This window comes from Lyngbya sp. CCY1209, from assembly GCF_055795065.1.
Map to the genome: position 1 here is coordinate 17,194 of NZ_JAYFER010000421.1, position 17,198 is coordinate 34,391.

Consider the following 17,198-nt stretch of genomic DNA (forward strand, 5'->3'; position numbering starts at 1 on the left):
AATTTGAGAGCGCTTTTTTACCAAATTTTACTCAAATCCAGAACGAATCCGGGCAAGATCGGATCGCCACTCACCGCAGCCGGATGATTGAGGCAGTCTACCGGATTGCCGGGACGATAAATGTAAACTCGACGTTGTTTTCGGTCGATCAGCCACCCCAGTTGCACTCCATTATCGATGTACTGTTGCATTTTTTCTCGGAGTGGTTTTAATGTGTCAGATGCCGATCGCAATTCCACCACAAAATCGGGGGCGATCGGTGCAAATTTTTCCTGCTGTTCCGGCGTGAGGGCGTCCCACCGTTCCAACTTTATCCAAGCCGCATCCGGGGAAATTTCCGCTCCGTTCGGTAAGGTAAAACCCGTACTGGAATCAAACCCAATTCCCGTCCCGTCTCCTTCAGTCCAGTTATAAAGCTGCCCGAGCAGTCTAAAATTGCGTCCGCCCGTTTCGCTGCCGGTGGGGGGCATAATCACCAATTCTCCCGTTTCCGTGCGTTCGAGGCGCAAGTCTCGATTGAGTTGACAAAGTTCAAAAAACTGCTCCGGGGTAAGCTCGATCGCGGGATGGAGATGCAGCACCAAAGGATGATGTTTAACCGTCTTCGAGATGTCCGTCGGATTCATGGTCAATCACCTTAATTTTGCGATCGATTCACACTGATTTTATCTTCTTCAGGCTTCCGAGTTTGACGCTTTTCCTGCATTTGGGCAATATTCTCCTGGGATACCGCCCCCAAAACTCTCTCTGTCAGTTTGGCAACCAAAGCCTGCTGAAGTTGAGGATTGTCCCGCACCAGGGAATTTTGTAAGATATCTTCAACCAACGCCTCGATTTTATCCTCCGACTCGTGTTCCACCCAAACCATGCGGTGGGTTTCTTCGCCGTCGGGACGGGTGACGGTAATCCGCCGCGCCTCGAATCCCTCGCCCTTGGCGGCGACCTCTTTTTGCAGGGCTTCCAAGTTCTTAAACCGCCGCGCGATGTCGCTGAGTTTCATCTCGAATCCGGTGGCGTCCGCATCCGTCCAAGACTCGGCGGGTTTGTCCGCGACGATCATCACCAACGCTTCCAACCACTGCCGATCGCTCTTACTTTCGTCCGCCGCGGCCCGGGCAAAACTCTTGAGGATGCGTTCCAAACACTGACCGCTAATATAACTCGCCCGAACCCGCAAATCTTCCCGCAGGCGAGTTTCCGGACTCCTGATCCCGAAGGCCTCGTACAACTGGGCCTGACAGTCATTCAACAGGCAATCGTAGGCCGTCTGAATCTCCCGCAACGCCTCCACCAACTTGCCGCGCAGGGTCTTGGCCGTGGTGGTATCCTCCGCCTTTCCGGTCGTGATGGCGGGCAATCCGCAAGCCTGCGGCAGGGACGTAAACACCAATTCATCCGGTTCTTGATCGCGCTTCAACGCCTGCAAAACCCCCACCGCTTCGTCACTCAGACGCCGGGTTTGGGCGGTGTAGGCGGGCAGTTTTTTGACGAATTGAAATAGCGGTTTGACCACCGTCAATAACGTGACATTGCGAACCCCCGCTTTGTTGAGGGGTTTGCGGTTTCCCCACATCGCCTCCAATTCTTTGAAAACCTGCGATCGCAATCCCACCACTTCAAAATATTTCACCGAAAAGCGATCGGGATACCTCACCAATATCTCGAAATGTTCCAATCCCAACACCGGGATAAACGTGCCGTCTTTGTAAACCCCCACATCGTCCACATGGTAAAGCAGCACCGCCGCCAAAATATCGCGATCGCACCCTGTTTCATGCCGTAGGGGGGCGCTTGCAGGCGTTGATACAGCAAATCTAAGGTTTGCTGCCGTTCCTTCGCCTCCAGACAAAAGGTTTCGATCGCCTCCCAAACCGTGGAAATTCCCGAATCTTCCGGCGGGGGATAAAATCCCCACTCGCCATCCTCGCACCGATGAATTTTCGTCTCATTCAAAACCGAATAATAAATACTCACTTCCGGGCCGTATCCTTCCAACCCCAACCGTTCGCGATCGGCCCGATCTAACATTGCCGAAATCAACTCCAATCTCGCCTTCGCGCCTTGGGAGGTGAGGTCGCGGCGGTTGATCAATTCGTTCCACAGAACCGGCGTTTTGGAATAAACCCCGTCGCACACCCGCGACAGTTGCGCGTTTAAATCGGTGACGTGATTGAGGGTTTCTCGCCCTCCCAAAATCCAGCAAACATTGTGATTTTCCCCCACGTCGAAAGCCTGACTGAGGGTGTCGTCGAACAATTCTTCCGCCTGCACCAAACGATAGCGCACTTCCCGCCGCGCCACCCCGTCGCTTTGCAACTCCGGCGCGTTGTGTTGGACGTGCCGCAGGGCCGCAAATTCCCGCGCCTGCATCCGCAGCGTCTCCAATTTCGCGGCACAAACCACGATCAAAGGTTTGCCGTCCGCCGTCATTTCCGGAACGCGATCGGGCAATTCTTCCCCCACCCAATAGGCGATCGCGCCGTCGGCATTTTCGAGGGTACAAGCGAGGGTCGAAAGCTGTTCTAAATTATCCAAATAGCGCCGTTCAAAATAGCGCAATGTACCCGTAAGATAACTGTGCCGTTGGGCGACCAGCGGTTCCATCGGGCGGATGTCCGACAGCAGATCCACCAGGGGGGAGCGATCGCTTGCCAGATAGTCCGCGATCGCGCGATCGACGTTGAAATCCGACCCCTCCCAAATCCGCAATTCGTCCACCTGCCGCCGGTAGGTGACGATCCCTTTTTGCAACAAGTTATCGATCGCGTTTTCCCACTCCCGGGACTCGTCAACATCGTCGCCCATCGCCAATGCAACGAGCGATCGCGTCGCCTTCAGTCCCCCCGTGGTGGTGACGATATTTAACGTTCCGATGGTTTTGAGCACCCGCAAACTGTCATTATCCAGGGTTTTAGAAACGTCGTTGATCAACCCCTGCACTTCGATCCACCGCTGCAATTTCGGGCGGGAAGTGATCCCCATCCCCACCGCTTCGATAAAGTAATCGTAAACGCGATCGAGCTTCAGCGTCGGCAGTTTCGCCCCGTCCGCCGCCGTCTCTTCCAAGTAGCGTTTGAACGAATAGGGTTCGGCACTGGTGAGGAATGTAAATAACGAGCGATCGTTCTGGGCGTATTGGGTGCACAATTCCGGCAACACCAACGCCGTCACCGGATGCAGGGGATAGGTCGCAGACACCACGTCGGCGCTAATCTCCGAGGTGAGTTCTGAAGGCAGCAAATCGAACCATTCTCTCGCCCGGTTATCGATCACGCAGGCAAATTTTTCAGCCTCCGAAGAATCGATCGCTTTGCCGATCAACCGCATCATTTGCGGGGCCGAATCTTTGAACGGAATATCCTCGAATCTTCCCTGAATTTTCGCCCATTCGTTGCGCTGAACCGAAGCCAAGCGCTCCCCGTAGTCCGCGAAAGCCTGGTGCAACAATCCGATCAGATAAATCGGCGCATCGCTCTCCCTCGGCAGTTCCGCCAATTGCTGTTTTTTCCCAATTCATCGATCAGGATCAAAACCGGAGCTTTGGCCGCTTTAGAAATTCCTCTAACTAACTTGAGAATATTTTTAGTTTTGATAGATTTTCCGTCTTCGATCTCGACATATAAATCCATCAATTCTCGGGCTATTTGCGACCTTTTACCCGGTTTTATATCCTTCCAAAAATTTTCGGAACCATGATACAGCGCCCTGACGATTGTATGGCTCAACGGTTCCCGCTGGGCCGTGACAACCGCCCGAAAAAAACCGGATTCCGGAATAATTTTGGTCAGCGATTCGTACTCGTCACTCTCCGCCCCCAAGGTCGATTCTAACAGTGAAAAAGCCCGCTGACGCGCATTATTTTCCCCGTCCCCACAGGCGGCAATGAGGAACTGGGCGAAAGACGATTTCCCGGTTCCGTAGACTCCGGTCAATGTCCAGGCGCGATTCGCTTCCGGGTTGGCAAATCCGGTCAAAATCCGCCGCAGCGCATCCAGCGATCGCTCGGTGATAATATATCCAGCCAATGCTTCTTCTCGGTCCAAATCCCGCTCGATATTGATCGAACGAGAATAGCGCCGATTCAGGCCAAAATAATCCGATAAAAATTTAGTCATAATTGCTTCCGTCCCGCCTCAAATTATAGTATCGTTCTATTATAGAATCTGCCAAGTCTTGGGGATTTTCGGTAAAGGAAAATTGAATCAACCCAGCCGCTTCCGACAGGGCGATCGCATCCCATCCCCGCGCCACCCGTTCGATCGCCTCGCAGACCGCACTTTCGGGCAACTTGAACACCATCCCCGGACTGCCGACATCGTAAAGCAGCCGGGACAGGGCGATCGTCCGCTGTTCCCGCCCCACGAAATTCGCGTATTCCAGACAGGCCGCGACCACAATTTCGGCGGGCAGATTCCGCTTGTTGTTGACCCGAAACGTGTAATATTTTGTATTTCCAGAACGGTGGATCAATCCCAATTCCGCGAACGGACAGTCGATAGAATCCTCGCTCACCTTCGCCTGGGATTTTTGTCTGACGTACATCCGCAGGATGCAGCTCACATCTTTATTGATCGAAGAATCGGCGATATTATTTTTCAGCGTTTTTCCGTAGTCCGACACCCCCAAAAACAGATCGTTTTGGGAAAATTCCACCGGGCGAAACTGATTGAAGGTATAATGCCAAGCGGCAGCGTCGCAGGTGGGTTTGAGCAAATTCCAGTGCAGCAGCCACAGAGAAGCCGGATCTTCCAAAAACGGGTCCCACCCGCCATCCTTTAAAAGATTGTCGCCGAATTCCGTCGGGCGATCGCTTTCCAAAATTTTAAACGCCTTGCACCAGTAGCGGATCGATCGCACCATATTTTTCCCCACCCCGAGACGCACCGGCGCATCTTCCGCGAGAAATACGTCGCTATCTTCTTTGGCTTTATCAAAACCCTTTTTGAGCCAGCCAAACCGAGGGTGAAAGGTTTCGTGGCGGGCAAAAACCGGATTCACCAAGGCTTGCTGGTTCGGGAGATTAATATTGAGGGGAACTTGAATCATCAATTAATTGCAGACAAAATACTATTGTTGCCAATGAGGGTCGCTGCGAGAAACACGAACAACAAAACGTCACCTCTCACATCGAACCACACCGCGATCGCGTCGTCAACCCGTCCCCCGATCCCGAGGGCGATCGCCGGCCGCGATCGACTAAAAGCGCCACAAAAATTCGTTATTTTTTCTCCGACAAAATCCACTCCGACAAAATCGGATTCACCAACTCCGGCGCCTCATCCTGGGGACAATGCCCCACCCCCTCCAGCGGCACGAACCGTTTCACCGCCTCAAAATTGGCGAACTCCCGCCCCAGGGCGATCGGTTCCCAGGGGTCCTCCGTCCCCCACAAAACGATCGCCGGACAGGGCAAAATCGGCAGCAGATCCTCCGGTAAAGGACCCTGGGAATAGCGGGTAAACGCCGCGAACACATCCACCGCCCCCCGATCCCGGGCCGGCGTCAGCAGCATTTCCACCAATTCATCCGTGACGGCATCCGATCGCCGGTAAGCTTGCAACAGGACCCGACGCACCGTCCGGGGGGTGGCAATTTGCCGAAAAAATAACTCGCTCACCCACCGCAGGCCCAAAACTTGCTGGGCGACTCCCGCGCCGAAGCTGCGATACCAGGGAATCTCCGCCCGCTTGCGATCGTGCAGCAACCGCAACGAACAGTTTAACAGCGCCACGTCGCGGGCGACATCCGGATGGGACACCGCCGCCTGCATCGCCACGATACAGCCGATGGAATTGCCCACCAAATGGGCCGGTTCGCCGACCACCTGGCGACAAAAATCGGCCACCAGATCCCCCCAGGTTTCAAAGGTGTAGGATACGGTAGCCGAGGGCAGGGGTTTAGCCGACCCCCCGAACCCCAACAGGTCGATCGCGAACACCCGGCACTTTTCGGCCAAAACGGGGATATTTTTGCGCCAGTGTCCCCAACTCGCGCCGAAGCCGTGAATCAACACCACGGCCGGCCCGGTTTCTCCGGCGGCGGTGTAGCAGATGGGAAACCCTTTCCAAAGCCAAGTTTGAGTCGTGACAGTTGCTGCGGTCATGGGGCAAATGAATAATGAAAAATGAACAATGAAAAATTCCCGACTCCCCACACCCCACACCCTACACCCTACACCGGATTCCAATTTGGTGCAGGGACTCCCCCCGACGTCGGTCCGTGGCAAAATTTGGGAATAGCCAAAACTGTCCTCTCACATCGGAGAGGCGAAATCTCAATTTTAAAATGCAATCGACCCTGACTCCCCCCTCCGTCGCGGACTTTCTCGGATCGGAAATCGTCCCCGACTACGAAACCGCCAAAGTCGCCATTGTACCCGTCCCCTTCGAGGCGACCACCACCTACCGCAAGGGGTGCCAGAACGGGCCGGCGGCGCTGTTGGAGGCCTCCCACCAACTCGAATGTTACGACGAGGAATTGGGGCGGGAAATCGCCTCTGAAGTGGGAATTTACACCCACCCGGCGATCGCAGATACTCGCCGCGACCCCTCCCTGTCCCTGGAAGAAATGCTCCGCGTCACCCGGGAAACCGTCAAATCCCTGGCGAAAGATGATAAATTTGTCATTGCCGTCGGGGGCGAACACGGCATCACCGCCGGGGTGGTGGAAGCCTATCTGGAACTGGAAACCGAACCCTTCACCGTCGTCCAAATCGACGCCCACGGCGACCTGAGACACGAATACGAGGGGTCGATTTACAATCATGCCTGCGTCATGCGGCGGGTGTTGGAGATGGGGTTGCCCACCCTGCCGGTGGGAATTCGCAGCATCTGCCGGGAAGAAGCCGACCTAATCCGGGAGCGGGACATCCCCGTGATTTGGGCGCGGGACATCGCCACACAGCCGGACTGGATCGAAAAAGCGATCGCCCGCATCCCCACCCGGCGAATCTTTCTCACCATCGACCTCGACGGCCTCGACCCCGCCGCCGTGCCCGGAGTCGGCACCCCCGAGCCTGGAGGGCTGTCCTGGTACGGGTTGCTGGCGTTTGTGCGGGCGCTGTTGACAGACAGCGAAGCGATCGGCTGTGATGTAATGGAATTAGCACCCGTCGGAGATTCCGTCGTCTCCGAATTCACCGCCGCCAAATTGATCTATAAACTGATCGGATACCAAGCCGTGGCCCGGGGTTGGGTGAAGTGACGCGGAACTCCGCTCCCCGGAGATTTCCGAGTGTCATTCCACCCCCAATTCCGACCGCCCAACTCTCAGATTGTGAACCGCGATCGCTCGAATGTTGAACTGCTTATGAAGGGTACTCCAATTAACAGCTATGCGCCCGATTTTGAACTGCCGGGGGTGGACGACGAAGTTCACCACCTGGCTCGCTATCTGGAACGATTCCGGGCCGTCATCGTCGTCTTCATGTCCAACTGCTGCCCCCACGTCCGCTCCTCGCTCGAAGGCTTGAAGCGGTTGCAGGCCGAACTGCAGCCGCAGGAAGTCACCTTGGTGGGGATCAACGCCAACGATGCCGCCCGCTCCCCCGAAGACAGCTTCGAGAAAATGAAGGCCTTCGCCGACTCCAACGACCTCAACTTCCCTTACATTCGGGACGTGAACCAGGACGTCGCCCAATGTTTCGGCGCCCGAACGACCCCGGAGGCTTTCCTTCTCGACCACGAAGGAATTCTCCGCTACCGGGGTTCCATCGACGATTCCCCCGACGGCGGATCGACCCCCGGCCTCCTCCACGCGGCGGCGGCCCAACTCCTGCGCGGAGAGGCGATCGAGCCCGCCGTGACTTCCCCGGCCGGCACCCCCATCCAGTGGCGGGGGTGACGGGCGATCGGTTTTCGATCCCCTGGGGGTCGGACGTCGCCGCCCCGGAAAAAAAGCTGAGAGGAAATCGCACCTTTCTGTTATCTTATTGGGGAGACAACTGCCAAACCGGTCGCCCCCATTGGTGATGTTTCCTGATTCGCGTGTGAGCCGAAACCTGGCCGAGTGCACAAATATAGTAGGTTTTAACGATACCCCAATGAAACCAACCCGACGATTTCAACCGTGCAGACCACCCGGAACCGTTGTCGCGATCGCCGTCGATCCCCGGGGATTGGGTCGTTCTCAACAGGGGGATTAAATGGGGACCAAATATAAGCGGATTTTACTGAAACTGAGCGGCGAAGCCCTCATGGGCAGTCTGGGATACGGCATCGACCCCGCCGTAGTCCAGGGCATCGCCCAGCAGGTGGCCGACGTGGTGGCCAAGGGCGTCCAGGTGGCGATCGTCGTCGGCGGCGGTAATATTTTCCGGGGCATGAAAGCCGCTTCGGCGGGCATGGACCGGGCGACGGCCGACTACGTGGGCATGATCGCCACCGTCATGAACTCCATCACCCTCCAGGATGCCCTGGAACAGATCGGCGTCCCCACCCGGGTGCAGACGGCGATCGCCATGCAGGAAGTGGCCGAACCCTACATCCGCCGCAAGGCGATCCGCCACCTGGAACTCAACCGGGTGGTCATTTTTGGGGCCGGTTCCGGCAACCCGTTTTTTACCACCGACACCACGGCGGCCCTGCGGGCGGCGGAAATTGACGCCGAGGTGATCTTCAAAGCCACGAAGGTGGACGGGATTTACGACTCCGACCCAGCCGTCAACACCGACGCCCGCCGCTACGAAACCTTGAGCTACGGCTACGTACTCACCCACGACCTGCGTGTAATGGACAGTACGGCGATCGCGCTGTGTAAAGAGAATGATCTTCCTATTATTGTATTTAATCTCACCGAGCCCGGCAATATCGGCCGCGCCGTGATGGGCGAACCTGTAGGAACATTTGTTGGAGGTTCTTGTGAAGTTAAGTGAAGCTGACAATTTGATGAAAAAAGCCGTCGAGGCGACTCAACGCGCTTTCAACACCATCCGCACGGGGCGGGCGAACGCCTCCCTGCTGGACCGGGTGACGGTGGAATATTACGGCGCCCCCACCCCCTTAAAATCCTTGGCCAGCATCAGCACCCCCGACGCTTCCACCCTCACCATCCAACCCTTCGATCCCAATACGCTGGGGCTGATCGAAAAGGCGATTTCCACCTCCGACGTGGGACTCACCCCCAACAACGATGGGACGGTGGTGCGGTTGAATATCCCCCCCCTGACGAAAGAACGCCGCCAGGAGTTCGTCAAGATGGCCGGGAAATACGCCGAAGAAGGCCGGGTTTCGGTGCGGAACATCCGCCGGGACGCGATCGACTCGGTGCGGAAGCAGGAAAAAAGCGGCGACCTCTCCGAAGATGAGTCCCGGGATTTGCAAGACCAAATTCAAAAGATAACGGACAAATACACGGCTAAGGTGGACGAGCTGCTCGAAGCCAAAGAAAAGGATATTATGACTGTTTAGGAGAATTTTTCAATTCCCGACAGTTCAAATCCGGCTCCCGTCAGATCGATATCGGAGGTCAGGGGTAGAAGCGGCATCGTCGCCTGCGGGGCCGGTATCGAAAACCCAAGACAGATCAGATCCACTCACAATGACAACTCTATTCGACTGCATCATCGTAGGAGCCGGGCCAGCCGGCGGGGCTGCGGCCTATCACCTTGCCAAACGGGGCCATTCGGTTCTCGTCCTGGAAAAAGACACCTGGCCGCGGAATAAACCCTGCGGCGGCGGCGTCTCTCCCGCCGTCGCCGAGTGGTTCGACTTCGATTTCGCCCCGGCTATCTCCACCACCGTCCAAAAAATCCGCTATACCTTCAAACTCGGGGACCCGGCGGAAACGGACATCGCCAAACCCATGTGGATGGTGCGCCGGGATGTCTTCGATGCCTTTTTAATGCAACAAGCCCAAGACCAGGGCGCCCTCCTGCAGGCCGAAACCGAAGTCAAAGGGATTCAGTGGAAGGGGGAGGCTTGGGAAGTCCTCACCGGCGGCGAACCGGTGACGGGCCGATATTTGATCGCCGCCGACGGTGCCAAAGGGCCGGTCGCCGGGTGGCTGGGCATCAAACAGTCCAATCCCCGCACGGCCCTGGTGACGGAGGCCGGTTCGTTTTCCGACGTCCCCACCTTTGAATTTGGCCTGGTCAAAAATGGCAGTCTGTGGGGATTTCCCAAGGCCGACGGCTACACCGTCAGCACCGCCACCTTCCGGGGGGGGGAACCCAAGAGTTTGAGCAAAGACCTGAGCAAATATGTGGCGGAACTGGGGTTGGATGCCAACTCCCCCGTCCTTGAACATTCCCTGCGCCTGTGGGACGGCGATCGCACCCTGCACGCCCGCAACGCCCTGGTGGCCGGGGAAGCGGCCAGCATCCTCGACCCCCTCTCCGGCGAGGGGATTCGCCCGTCGATGTTGACCGGGGTGAAGGCGGCCGAAGCGATCGACGCGGCCCTCGGCGGCAACGGCAATGCCCTCGAACAGTACACTCAGACCGTCCACGAAGATTGGGGCGCCGATATGGTCTGGGCCGGGCGCCTGGCGGGGTTGTTCTACCGCTTCCCCGGTATTGGCTATAAGGCGGCGGTGAAAGTCCCCGTCGCCACCCAACTGATGAGTCAGATCCTCTGCGGCGAACTCCGCTACGCCGACGTCGCCAACCGGGCGATTAAGCGACTGAGTCCCTTTTAGAACCGAAAGAAGTCGTCGAGGGGGCGGAGGGGCAGAGGGGCAGAGGGGCAGAGGGGCAGAGGAGCGGAGGAGGCGGAGGAAGCAAGGGGGCAGGAAAAATCTAAAATTCCCTATTCCCTATTCCCTATTCCCTATTCCCGACTCCCGACTCCCGACTCCCTATTCCCGATTCCCGACTCCCGATTCCCGACTCCCCCACTCCCCTTTGCCCAGACGCCAGATCGCGTCTGGGCATCGAGTTTTTGGGTGCGACCGGATTGGGGCGGGCACAAAGGGGGCGATCGCGACGATCCCGTAGCCGCATCTCGGCTTCGGTCGGGCGGTGACATTCCTTCTCCCTTGGATGATGATATCATATCAGCAGATATCGGTTGACTTCTGCGCTTTTATCTCCCTATTGAAAAACCAACAGTTCTTCCTGATTGGGAGTGGCTAACTCTCCCACTTTTGCCCCGGATCTTGCCAGAGAATGAATTTCTCTCTCCCCCGATAGTCTCCGGATCTGATCCACTTCTAACGATTAAATTGGCTCCGAAATTCGCTAAAATAACTCCAGGAGACCCGTCCGGATCGCACGGTCATCATTACTCTCGCGACCGCCACCATTTGAGATTTGAAGGAGGGCGGTGATGGGTTCGATCCCAACTCGGCACTTTTGTCGGGCCGGTCAGTTTCGGGGCAATCTGTACGCTGTCGCGGATGTGTGCGCTTCGCGGGTGTGTGCGCTTCGCGAATCGGCCTTCGCGGGCGGACGACAGGAATGACGCCAAAACGCCGGGTGCGCTCCTCGCCACCCACCTGAAAGACATCCTTTGAACCTCGATCCTCCCCGGCAGCTCGATTCCGACCTAAGGAGATTTATGAATCCCGTGGATACCGCACAAATACTTCAATCCCAATTCGATCAGCAGGTCCTGTTACACCGAATCGTCAACCGCATCCGCGAGTCCCTCGAACTCCAGGAAATTTTGAGCGCGACGGCCTCGGAAGTCCGCTCCTTTTTGGGGACGGACCGGATCATGATCTATCGATTCGACGAAGACGGCAGCGGGGAAGTGGTGGCGGAGTCCATCGACGCCGATCGCCTCCCCTCCTTGAAAGGGCTGCACTTCCCCGCCGACGACATCCCCCCCGAAGCCCGCGATCGCTACCTCCGACTCCGGCAGCGCACCATCGTCCACGTCGCCTCGGGCAGCATCGGGCTGAGTCCCCTCGATGCCGAGGAAACCGGCCGACCCCTCCAGACCCCCGAAATCCACACCCGGGAAGTCGATCCCTGCCACGTCAGCTACCTGAGAGCGATGGGGGTGCGGTCCTCCGTCGTCGTCCCCATCCTCCACTCCCCGCGAACGGCACAAATCTCCGACGCCCCGGAATCCCCCCCGCCCGAAACCCAACTCTGGGGGCTGCTCGTCTCCCACCACTCCGAACCCCACGCCATTACCGAATTGCAGCTTCAAGTCCTCCAGTTGGTCGTCGATCAGGTGTCCGTCGCCATTTCCCAAGCCAACCTGCTCGAGGGCAGCCGCCGGCAAGCCCGCCGGGAAGCCACCGTCAACCGGATCGCCTCCCTGCTGCACGAACAACCCACCATCGAATTACAGGCAGCCTTGGAAGCCACCGTAGAGGCCTTTGAGGGGTCGGGGGGGCGGTTGTACCTCTTCCCCCACGGGGATGGAACCGCCTCGGAGATCTGGACCTGCGGCGACGGGCCCACCTTGCCCGAATGGGAATCCACTTCAATTTTGGAAGAACATCCCCTGTGGCAGCAGTGGGTCGATCGCGGCTTTCAACCCGCCGCCTCGGACTCCCACTCCGACATCTGGGCGATCGCGGACCTGTACCGGGAGCCGCAACTGCGGATCTTCGCCCCCGCCTTCCGCCCCACCGACATCCGGGGCCTGCTCGTCCTGCCGGTCCGGTATCGCCGGCAAAACCTCGGCATCCTGACCATTTTCCGCGACGAGATCGACACCGAAACCCTGTGGGCGGGATTCTTCGACCCCAGCGCCAAACAGATGATGCCCCGGCAATCCTTCGAGGTGTGGCGGGAATTGAAAAAGGGACAGGCCCAGCCCTGGACCGCCGACGAAATCGCCCTGGGGCGGGCGTTGGAAAATCAATTTTCGATGGCAATTCAACAATATTGTCTCTACCGAGAAGTCAACGCCCTGAACAGCAACCTGGAGCGGCAGGTGCAAGAGCGCACCGAACAACTGCAACAGTCCCTCGCCAGCGAACAGTCCAAAGCCGAACAGTTGGCGAAAATTTTGGACGAACTGCGGCGCACCCAAAGCCAACTGATTCAGACCGAAAAAATGTCCGGACTCGGGCAGCTCGTGGCCGGCGTCGCCCACGAAATTAACAACCCCATCAACTTCATTTTTGGGAATTTGACCTACGCCAACGAATACAGCGATCATTTGTTGAAACTGATTCCCCTCTACCACCAACATTACCCCGATCGCCACCCGGATATCGAAGCCTACGAAGAAGAAATCGAACTCGATTTCATTCAAGAAGACCTCCCAAAAATTATCTCGTCGATGCAGATCGGGGCGCAACGAATTCGGCAACTGGTCCTCTCCCTGCGGAACTTTTCTCGCCTCGACCAGGCCGAGCGCAAATCCGTCGATATTCACGAGGGAATTGAGAGTACGCTGTTGATCCTGCAACACCGCCTCAAAACCAAACCCAACTATCCGAGCATCACCATTGAGAAAGAATACGGCGATCTGCCCCCCATCGAATGTTATGCCGGGTTACTCAATCAAGTGTTCATGAATTTGCTCAGTAATGCGATCGACGCCCTCGATGCCAAAATTAAGGAACGGGAGGGGGAAAAGTTCGTGCCGACGATCGCGATTCGGACGGCGATGGGTTCTGACGAAACCGCCCCGAGTCCGGCCGTGGAAATTGCGATCGCGGACAACGGGCCGGGAATTCCGCCGCCGATCCGGGAACAAATTTTCGACCCCTTCTTCACCACGAAACCCGTGGGTTTGGGCACCGGCCTGGGACTCTCCATCAGCCATCAAATTGTCGTGGAAAAACATCGCGGTCAGCTCCACTGCATTTCTCAGCCTGATCAGGGGACGGAGTTTCGCATCAAACTTCCGGTCAGTTGACGTTTATTTCGCATAAAAAAAGGAGTTGCATCCACCAATTGCCAGACCCATTATTTCTCAACTCAAATTGCTGACTTATGCTTGTTAACTCTCATCAGTGGCAACAATTCCGAGACTGCTGTCGCGACGAGGCCGCCTTCACGAAGCTGCAAAATCTGTTGAATTTGACCCCACCTGACGCCGAACCCGCCGCGGCGGGAGCCAATTCCCCATTTTGTCAACTGTGGATGGATGCGGCCGAAGATGCCATTTTCATCTGCGATCGCCAACTGCGCTACACCCAAATCAACCGCGCCGCCTCCGCAGCCCTCGGCCTGTCCCTCTCCGAGGTCGCCGGAAAAACCCACCGGGAGCTATTCGGGTTCGGGGACGAATCCCTGGAATTGGGGCTGCGGCAGGTTTTGGAGCTCGGCGAACCCCTGCGGGTCAACCACAAACTCTCCCCCCGCCCCGGCGCCCCACCCTACAACTGCGCCTACACGGCCGTCCGGGATGAAGAGGGCGCGATCGTGGGACTGTTGGGCATCTGCCGCCCCCTGAGTTCCATGAATCTCCCCCCCCGACTCGACCCCGCTCCCCGGCTCACCCCCTCCCTCAAACAGCGCTACGGTGCCCTTTCCCACGTCATCGCCTCGATCCGCGAGTCCCTCGACCTCCAGACCATTTTCAACACCACCAGCACCGAAGTCCGCCAACTCCTCGATGCCGACCGGGTGGCGGTGTTCCGCCTCGATCCCGAGTCCGGCTACAATGACGGCGAATTCGTGTCCGAAGACCTCTTGCCGCCCTTCTACTCGGCCCTGCAGGCGAAAATCCACGACCACTGCTTCGGCGAACAATTCGCCATTTATTACCAGCAGGGCCGGATTCAGGCGATCGCTGATGTGGAAACCTTTGAACTGAGCGACTGCCACCGAGACATCTTGACCCGGTTTCAAGTCCGGGCTAACCTGGTGGTCCCCCTGCTCAAAACCGGACAACTGTGGGGATTGCTCTGCATCCACCAGTGCCGCGGCCCCCGGCAGTGGCAGCCCGATGAAATTGACTTCATTCGGGAAATCGCCGGCCATCTGGGAGTGGCGATCGGACAGGCCGAACTGCTGGCCCGCACCCGCTCCCAACTCGAACAGCGAAAAGCCCTGGTAGCGGTGATCCGGCGGATTCGGGAACCGATGCACATCGACGAAATCTTCGTCGCCACCGTCCGGGAAATTCGCGGGTTGCTCGGCGCCGACCGCGTCGGGGTGTTCCGCTTCTACCCGGAGTCCCACTACGACGACGGGGAATTTATTGCCGAAGATGTCGCCCCCGGCGTGAGTTCGGCTCTGGGGGTCCCCATCCACGACCACTGCTTCGGGGAGCGGTTTTCACCGGGCTACCAAAAAGGGAAAATCAGTGCGATTTCCGATATCTACGCAGCCGATTTGAGCGACTGCCACCTCGAGATTCTGGGTCGGTTTCAAGTGCGGGCGAACTTGGTCGTCCCCCTGTTGAAGCATCAAACCCTGTGGGGATTGGTTTGCATCCACCAGTGCGATCGCCCCCGCCCGTGGACGGAGGAGGAAATTGATTTTATCGTCCAAATTGCCCGCCACCTGGAAGTTGCCCTCCAACAGGCCGAATACGTCGCCCGGGTGCAGGCTCAAAATACCCAACTGGCGATCGCCCAAGAGCGACAGCGGGAGATGGAACGGCAACAAATTCAAGCCGCGATCGTCGATAAAATTCGCCAGTCCCTCGACATCGACTCCATCTTCAACACCACCACGGCCGAGGTGCGACACCTGTTCAAAGCCGATCGCGTGGCGGTGTACCGCTTCCACCCCGACTGGAGCGGTTCTTTTGTGGCGGAGTCGCGATCGCCGGAGTGGAAACCCCTGGTGGGGACGATGCCCGCCATCGCCGACGACCACTTGCAGGGAACCGAAGGGGGACGCTACCGCCGCCACGAAACTTTCGCCGTTGACGATATCTACACCGCCGGACACCAGGACTGCCACGTTCGACTCCTGGAAGAGTTTCAGGCTCGGGCTTACGCGATCGCGCCCATCTTCCAGGCTAACCGCCTGTGGGGCCTGCTGGCCGCCTACCAAAATTCCCGTCCCCGCCGCTGGGAAGACTACGAGATCCGCCTGCTGGCTCAAATTGGCGTCCAGTTCGGGGTCGCCCTGCAACAGGCGGAGTTGTTAGCCCAAACCCGGCGTCAGGCGGAGGCCCTGGCCCGAGACTTGCGCCACACCCAAACCCAACTGGTGCAGAGCGAAAAAATGTCGAGTTTGGGCCAACTCGTGGCCGGCATCGCCCACGAAATCAACAACCCGGTCAACTTCATCTACGGCAATTTGGACTACGCCGCCGACTATTGCCACGACCTGCTGGACTTGGTGGAATTGTATCGGAAAGAATATCCCGACCCAACTCCGGCCCTCGACGATCGCATCGAGGAGATCGAGTTGGATTTCCTCACCGAAGATCTGCCCAAAATTCTCTCGTCCATGAAAGTCGGCACCGATCGCATCCGCAAGTTGGTTTTATCCCTGCGGAATTTCTCCCGCCTCGACGAGGCGGATATCAAATCCGTCGATATCCACCAGGGCATCGACAGCACTTTGTTGATCCTCGGACACCGCTTCAAGGCTAAACCCGATCGCCCCCCCATCGAGGTGGTCAAAGAATACGGCCGACTGCCCCGGGTCGAGTGTTATGTCGCCCAGTTGAATCAGGTGTTCATGAATGTTTTGAGCAACGCCATCGATGCGTTGGAAGCCACAACTGACGTCTCGGACTCCGACAAACCGCCGACGATCGCGATCGCGACATCCCTACAACCGGCCGCCGCCCCCGGACTGGGCGATCGGGTCGTTATCGCCATCCGGGACAACGGTCCGGGAATTCCCCCCGAAGTCCAACCCCAAATTTTCGACCCGTTCTTCACCACCAAATCCGTCGGCAAGGGCACGGGTTTGGGACTCTCGATCAGCTATCAGATCGTTGTGGACAAGCACGGTGGGGCGATCGAATGTGCCTCCGGGCCGGAGGGGGGGACGGAGTTCCGGATACTGATTCCGGTCGCACAGCGGAGATAGGGGCAGGGGAGCGGAGGGGCGGAGGAAGCGGAGGGGCGGAGGGGCGGAGGGGCGGAGGGGCGGAGGAAGCGGAGGAAGTAACTCAGACCGCTTGGGAATCAATTCCCAAGCTAATAGCGAAAATCATCTAAAGATGATTGAGAAGTTGGTACGGATCTGATATCAGGACACCCTATGTCCAACCCAGTCCACGCAAGCGTGGACTTTTGCTATTAGCCTTGAAATTCATTTCAAGGCGGGTCTAAAATTGGCAGACCTGTCCGAATCGCCCTGGCGGTTGCTATAAGTCTTCCTCCTCCGCCCCCCTGCTTCCTCCGCCCCCCTGCTTCCTCCGCCCCCCTGCTTCCTC

The 17,198-nt window shown here is 57.7% G+C and carries 13 protein-coding genes; 7 read left to right on the forward strand and 6 right to left on the reverse strand.

Going from position 1 to position 17,198, the window contains the following annotated elements:
- Positions 1-17: 17 nt before the first annotated feature.
- From AC0QHF_RS12885 to AC0QHF_RS12910, 6 genes are all read right to left on the reverse strand, one after another.
- Positions 18-626 (reverse strand): Uma2 family endonuclease, encoded by a 609-nt coding sequence (locus AC0QHF_RS12885; RefSeq protein WP_324704622.1) that lies wholly within the window; start codon positions 624-626, stop codon positions 18-20.
- A gap of 11 nt (positions 627-637) precedes the next feature.
- On the reverse strand, positions 638-1,741 hold the full coding sequence (locus AC0QHF_RS12890) for a hypothetical protein (RefSeq protein ID WP_324704623.1): 1,104 nt from the start codon (positions 1,739-1,741) through the stop codon (positions 638-640).
- Positions 1,651-3,495, reverse strand: a complete 1,845-nt coding sequence (locus tag AC0QHF_RS12895) for a hypothetical protein (RefSeq protein WP_324704624.1) — start codon at positions 3,493-3,495, stop codon at positions 1,651-1,653. Before AC0QHF_RS12895 ends, AC0QHF_RS12890 begins: the two co-directional genes overlap by 91 nt.
- On the reverse strand, positions 3,453-4,115 hold the full coding sequence (locus AC0QHF_RS12900; RefSeq protein WP_324704625.1) for a hypothetical protein: 663 nt from the start codon (positions 4,113-4,115) through the stop codon (positions 3,453-3,455). The genes AC0QHF_RS12895 and AC0QHF_RS12900 overlap by 43 nt, the downstream gene beginning before the upstream one ends.
- Positions 4,108-5,046: a DUF4007 family protein gene (locus AC0QHF_RS12905; protein WP_324704626.1), complete on the reverse strand. Its 939-nt coding sequence runs from the start codon at positions 5,044-5,046 to the stop codon at positions 4,108-4,110. Before AC0QHF_RS12905 ends, AC0QHF_RS12900 begins: the two co-directional genes overlap by 8 nt.
- A 172-nt stretch (positions 5,047-5,218) precedes the next feature.
- The gene (locus AC0QHF_RS12910; protein WP_324704627.1) at positions 5,219-6,103 is read right to left on the reverse strand and encodes an alpha/beta fold hydrolase; all 885 of its coding nucleotides are present in this window, start codon (positions 6,101-6,103) and stop codon (positions 5,219-5,221) included.
- A gap of 182 nt (positions 6,104-6,285) precedes the next feature.
- Between AC0QHF_RS12910 and speB the strand changes: the two genes are divergently transcribed.
- The 7 genes from speB (at position 6,286) to AC0QHF_RS12945 (ending at position 16,849) form a co-directional block, all read left to right on the forward strand.
- The gene (gene speB / locus AC0QHF_RS12915; RefSeq protein WP_324704628.1) at positions 6,286-7,203 is read left to right on the forward strand and encodes an agmatinase; all 918 of its coding nucleotides are present in this window, start codon (positions 6,286-6,288) and stop codon (positions 7,201-7,203) included.
- Between the two features lie 105 nt (positions 7,204-7,308).
- Positions 7,309-7,842 (forward strand): thioredoxin family protein, encoded by a 534-nt coding sequence (locus AC0QHF_RS12920; protein WP_324704629.1) that lies wholly within the window; start codon positions 7,309-7,311, stop codon positions 7,840-7,842.
- Between the two features lie 301 nt (positions 7,843-8,143).
- The gene (gene pyrH, locus AC0QHF_RS12925; protein WP_324704630.1) at positions 8,144-8,872 is read left to right on the forward strand and encodes a UMP kinase; all 729 of its coding nucleotides are present in this window, start codon (positions 8,144-8,146) and stop codon (positions 8,870-8,872) included.
- Positions 8,873-8,885: 13 nt separating this feature from the next.
- Entirely contained in the window at positions 8,886-9,407 is a 522-nt protein-coding gene (gene frr, locus AC0QHF_RS12930) for a ribosome recycling factor (RefSeq protein WP_375341423.1), read from the forward strand.
- 130 nt (positions 9,408-9,537) lie between these two features.
- Positions 9,538-10,635, forward strand: a complete 1,098-nt coding sequence (locus AC0QHF_RS12935) for a geranylgeranyl reductase family protein (RefSeq protein WP_324704632.1) — start codon at positions 9,538-9,540, stop codon at positions 10,633-10,635.
- Between the two features lie 860 nt (positions 10,636-11,495).
- Positions 11,496-13,763, forward strand: a complete 2,268-nt coding sequence (locus AC0QHF_RS12940; RefSeq protein WP_324704633.1) for a GAF domain-containing sensor histidine kinase — start codon at positions 11,496-11,498, stop codon at positions 13,761-13,763.
- 77 nt (positions 13,764-13,840) lie between these two features.
- On the forward strand, positions 13,841-16,849 hold the full coding sequence (locus AC0QHF_RS12945; RefSeq protein ID WP_324704634.1) for a GAF domain-containing protein: 3,009 nt from the start codon (positions 13,841-13,843) through the stop codon (positions 16,847-16,849).
- Positions 16,850-17,198: the final 349 nt, after the last annotated feature.

Coding starts and splice junctions, on each gene's coding strand:
- AC0QHF_RS12885 (WP_324704622.1), bottom strand. CDS start 626: ATGAATCCGACGGACATCTCGAAGACGGTTAAACATCATCCTTTGGTG.
- AC0QHF_RS12900 (WP_324704625.1), bottom strand. CDS start 4,115: ATGACTAAATTTTTATCGGATTATTTTGGCCTGAATCGGCGCTATTCT.
- AC0QHF_RS12905 (WP_324704626.1), bottom strand. CDS start 5,046: ATGATTCAAGTTCCCCTCAATATTAATCTCCCGAACCAGCAAGCCTTG.
- AC0QHF_RS12910 (WP_324704627.1), bottom strand. CDS start 6,103: ATGACCGCAGCAACTGTCACGACTCAAACTTGGCTTTGGAAAGGGTTT.
- speB (WP_324704628.1), top strand. CDS start 6,286: ATGCAATCGACCCTGACTCCCCCCTCCGTCGCGGACTTTCTCGGATCG.
- AC0QHF_RS12920 (WP_324704629.1), top strand. CDS start 7,309: ATGAAGGGTACTCCAATTAACAGCTATGCGCCCGATTTTGAACTGCCG.
- pyrH (WP_324704630.1), top strand. CDS start 8,144: ATGGGGACCAAATATAAGCGGATTTTACTGAAACTGAGCGGCGAAGCC.
- frr (WP_375341423.1), top strand. CDS start 8,886: ATGAAAAAAGCCGTCGAGGCGACTCAACGCGCTTTCAACACCATCCGC.
- AC0QHF_RS12935 (WP_324704632.1), top strand. CDS start 9,538: ATGACAACTCTATTCGACTGCATCATCGTAGGAGCCGGGCCAGCCGGC.
- AC0QHF_RS12940 (WP_324704633.1), top strand. CDS start 11,496: ATGAATCCCGTGGATACCGCACAAATACTTCAATCCCAATTCGATCAG.
- AC0QHF_RS12945 (WP_324704634.1), top strand. CDS start 13,841: ATGCTTGTTAACTCTCATCAGTGGCAACAATTCCGAGACTGCTGTCGC.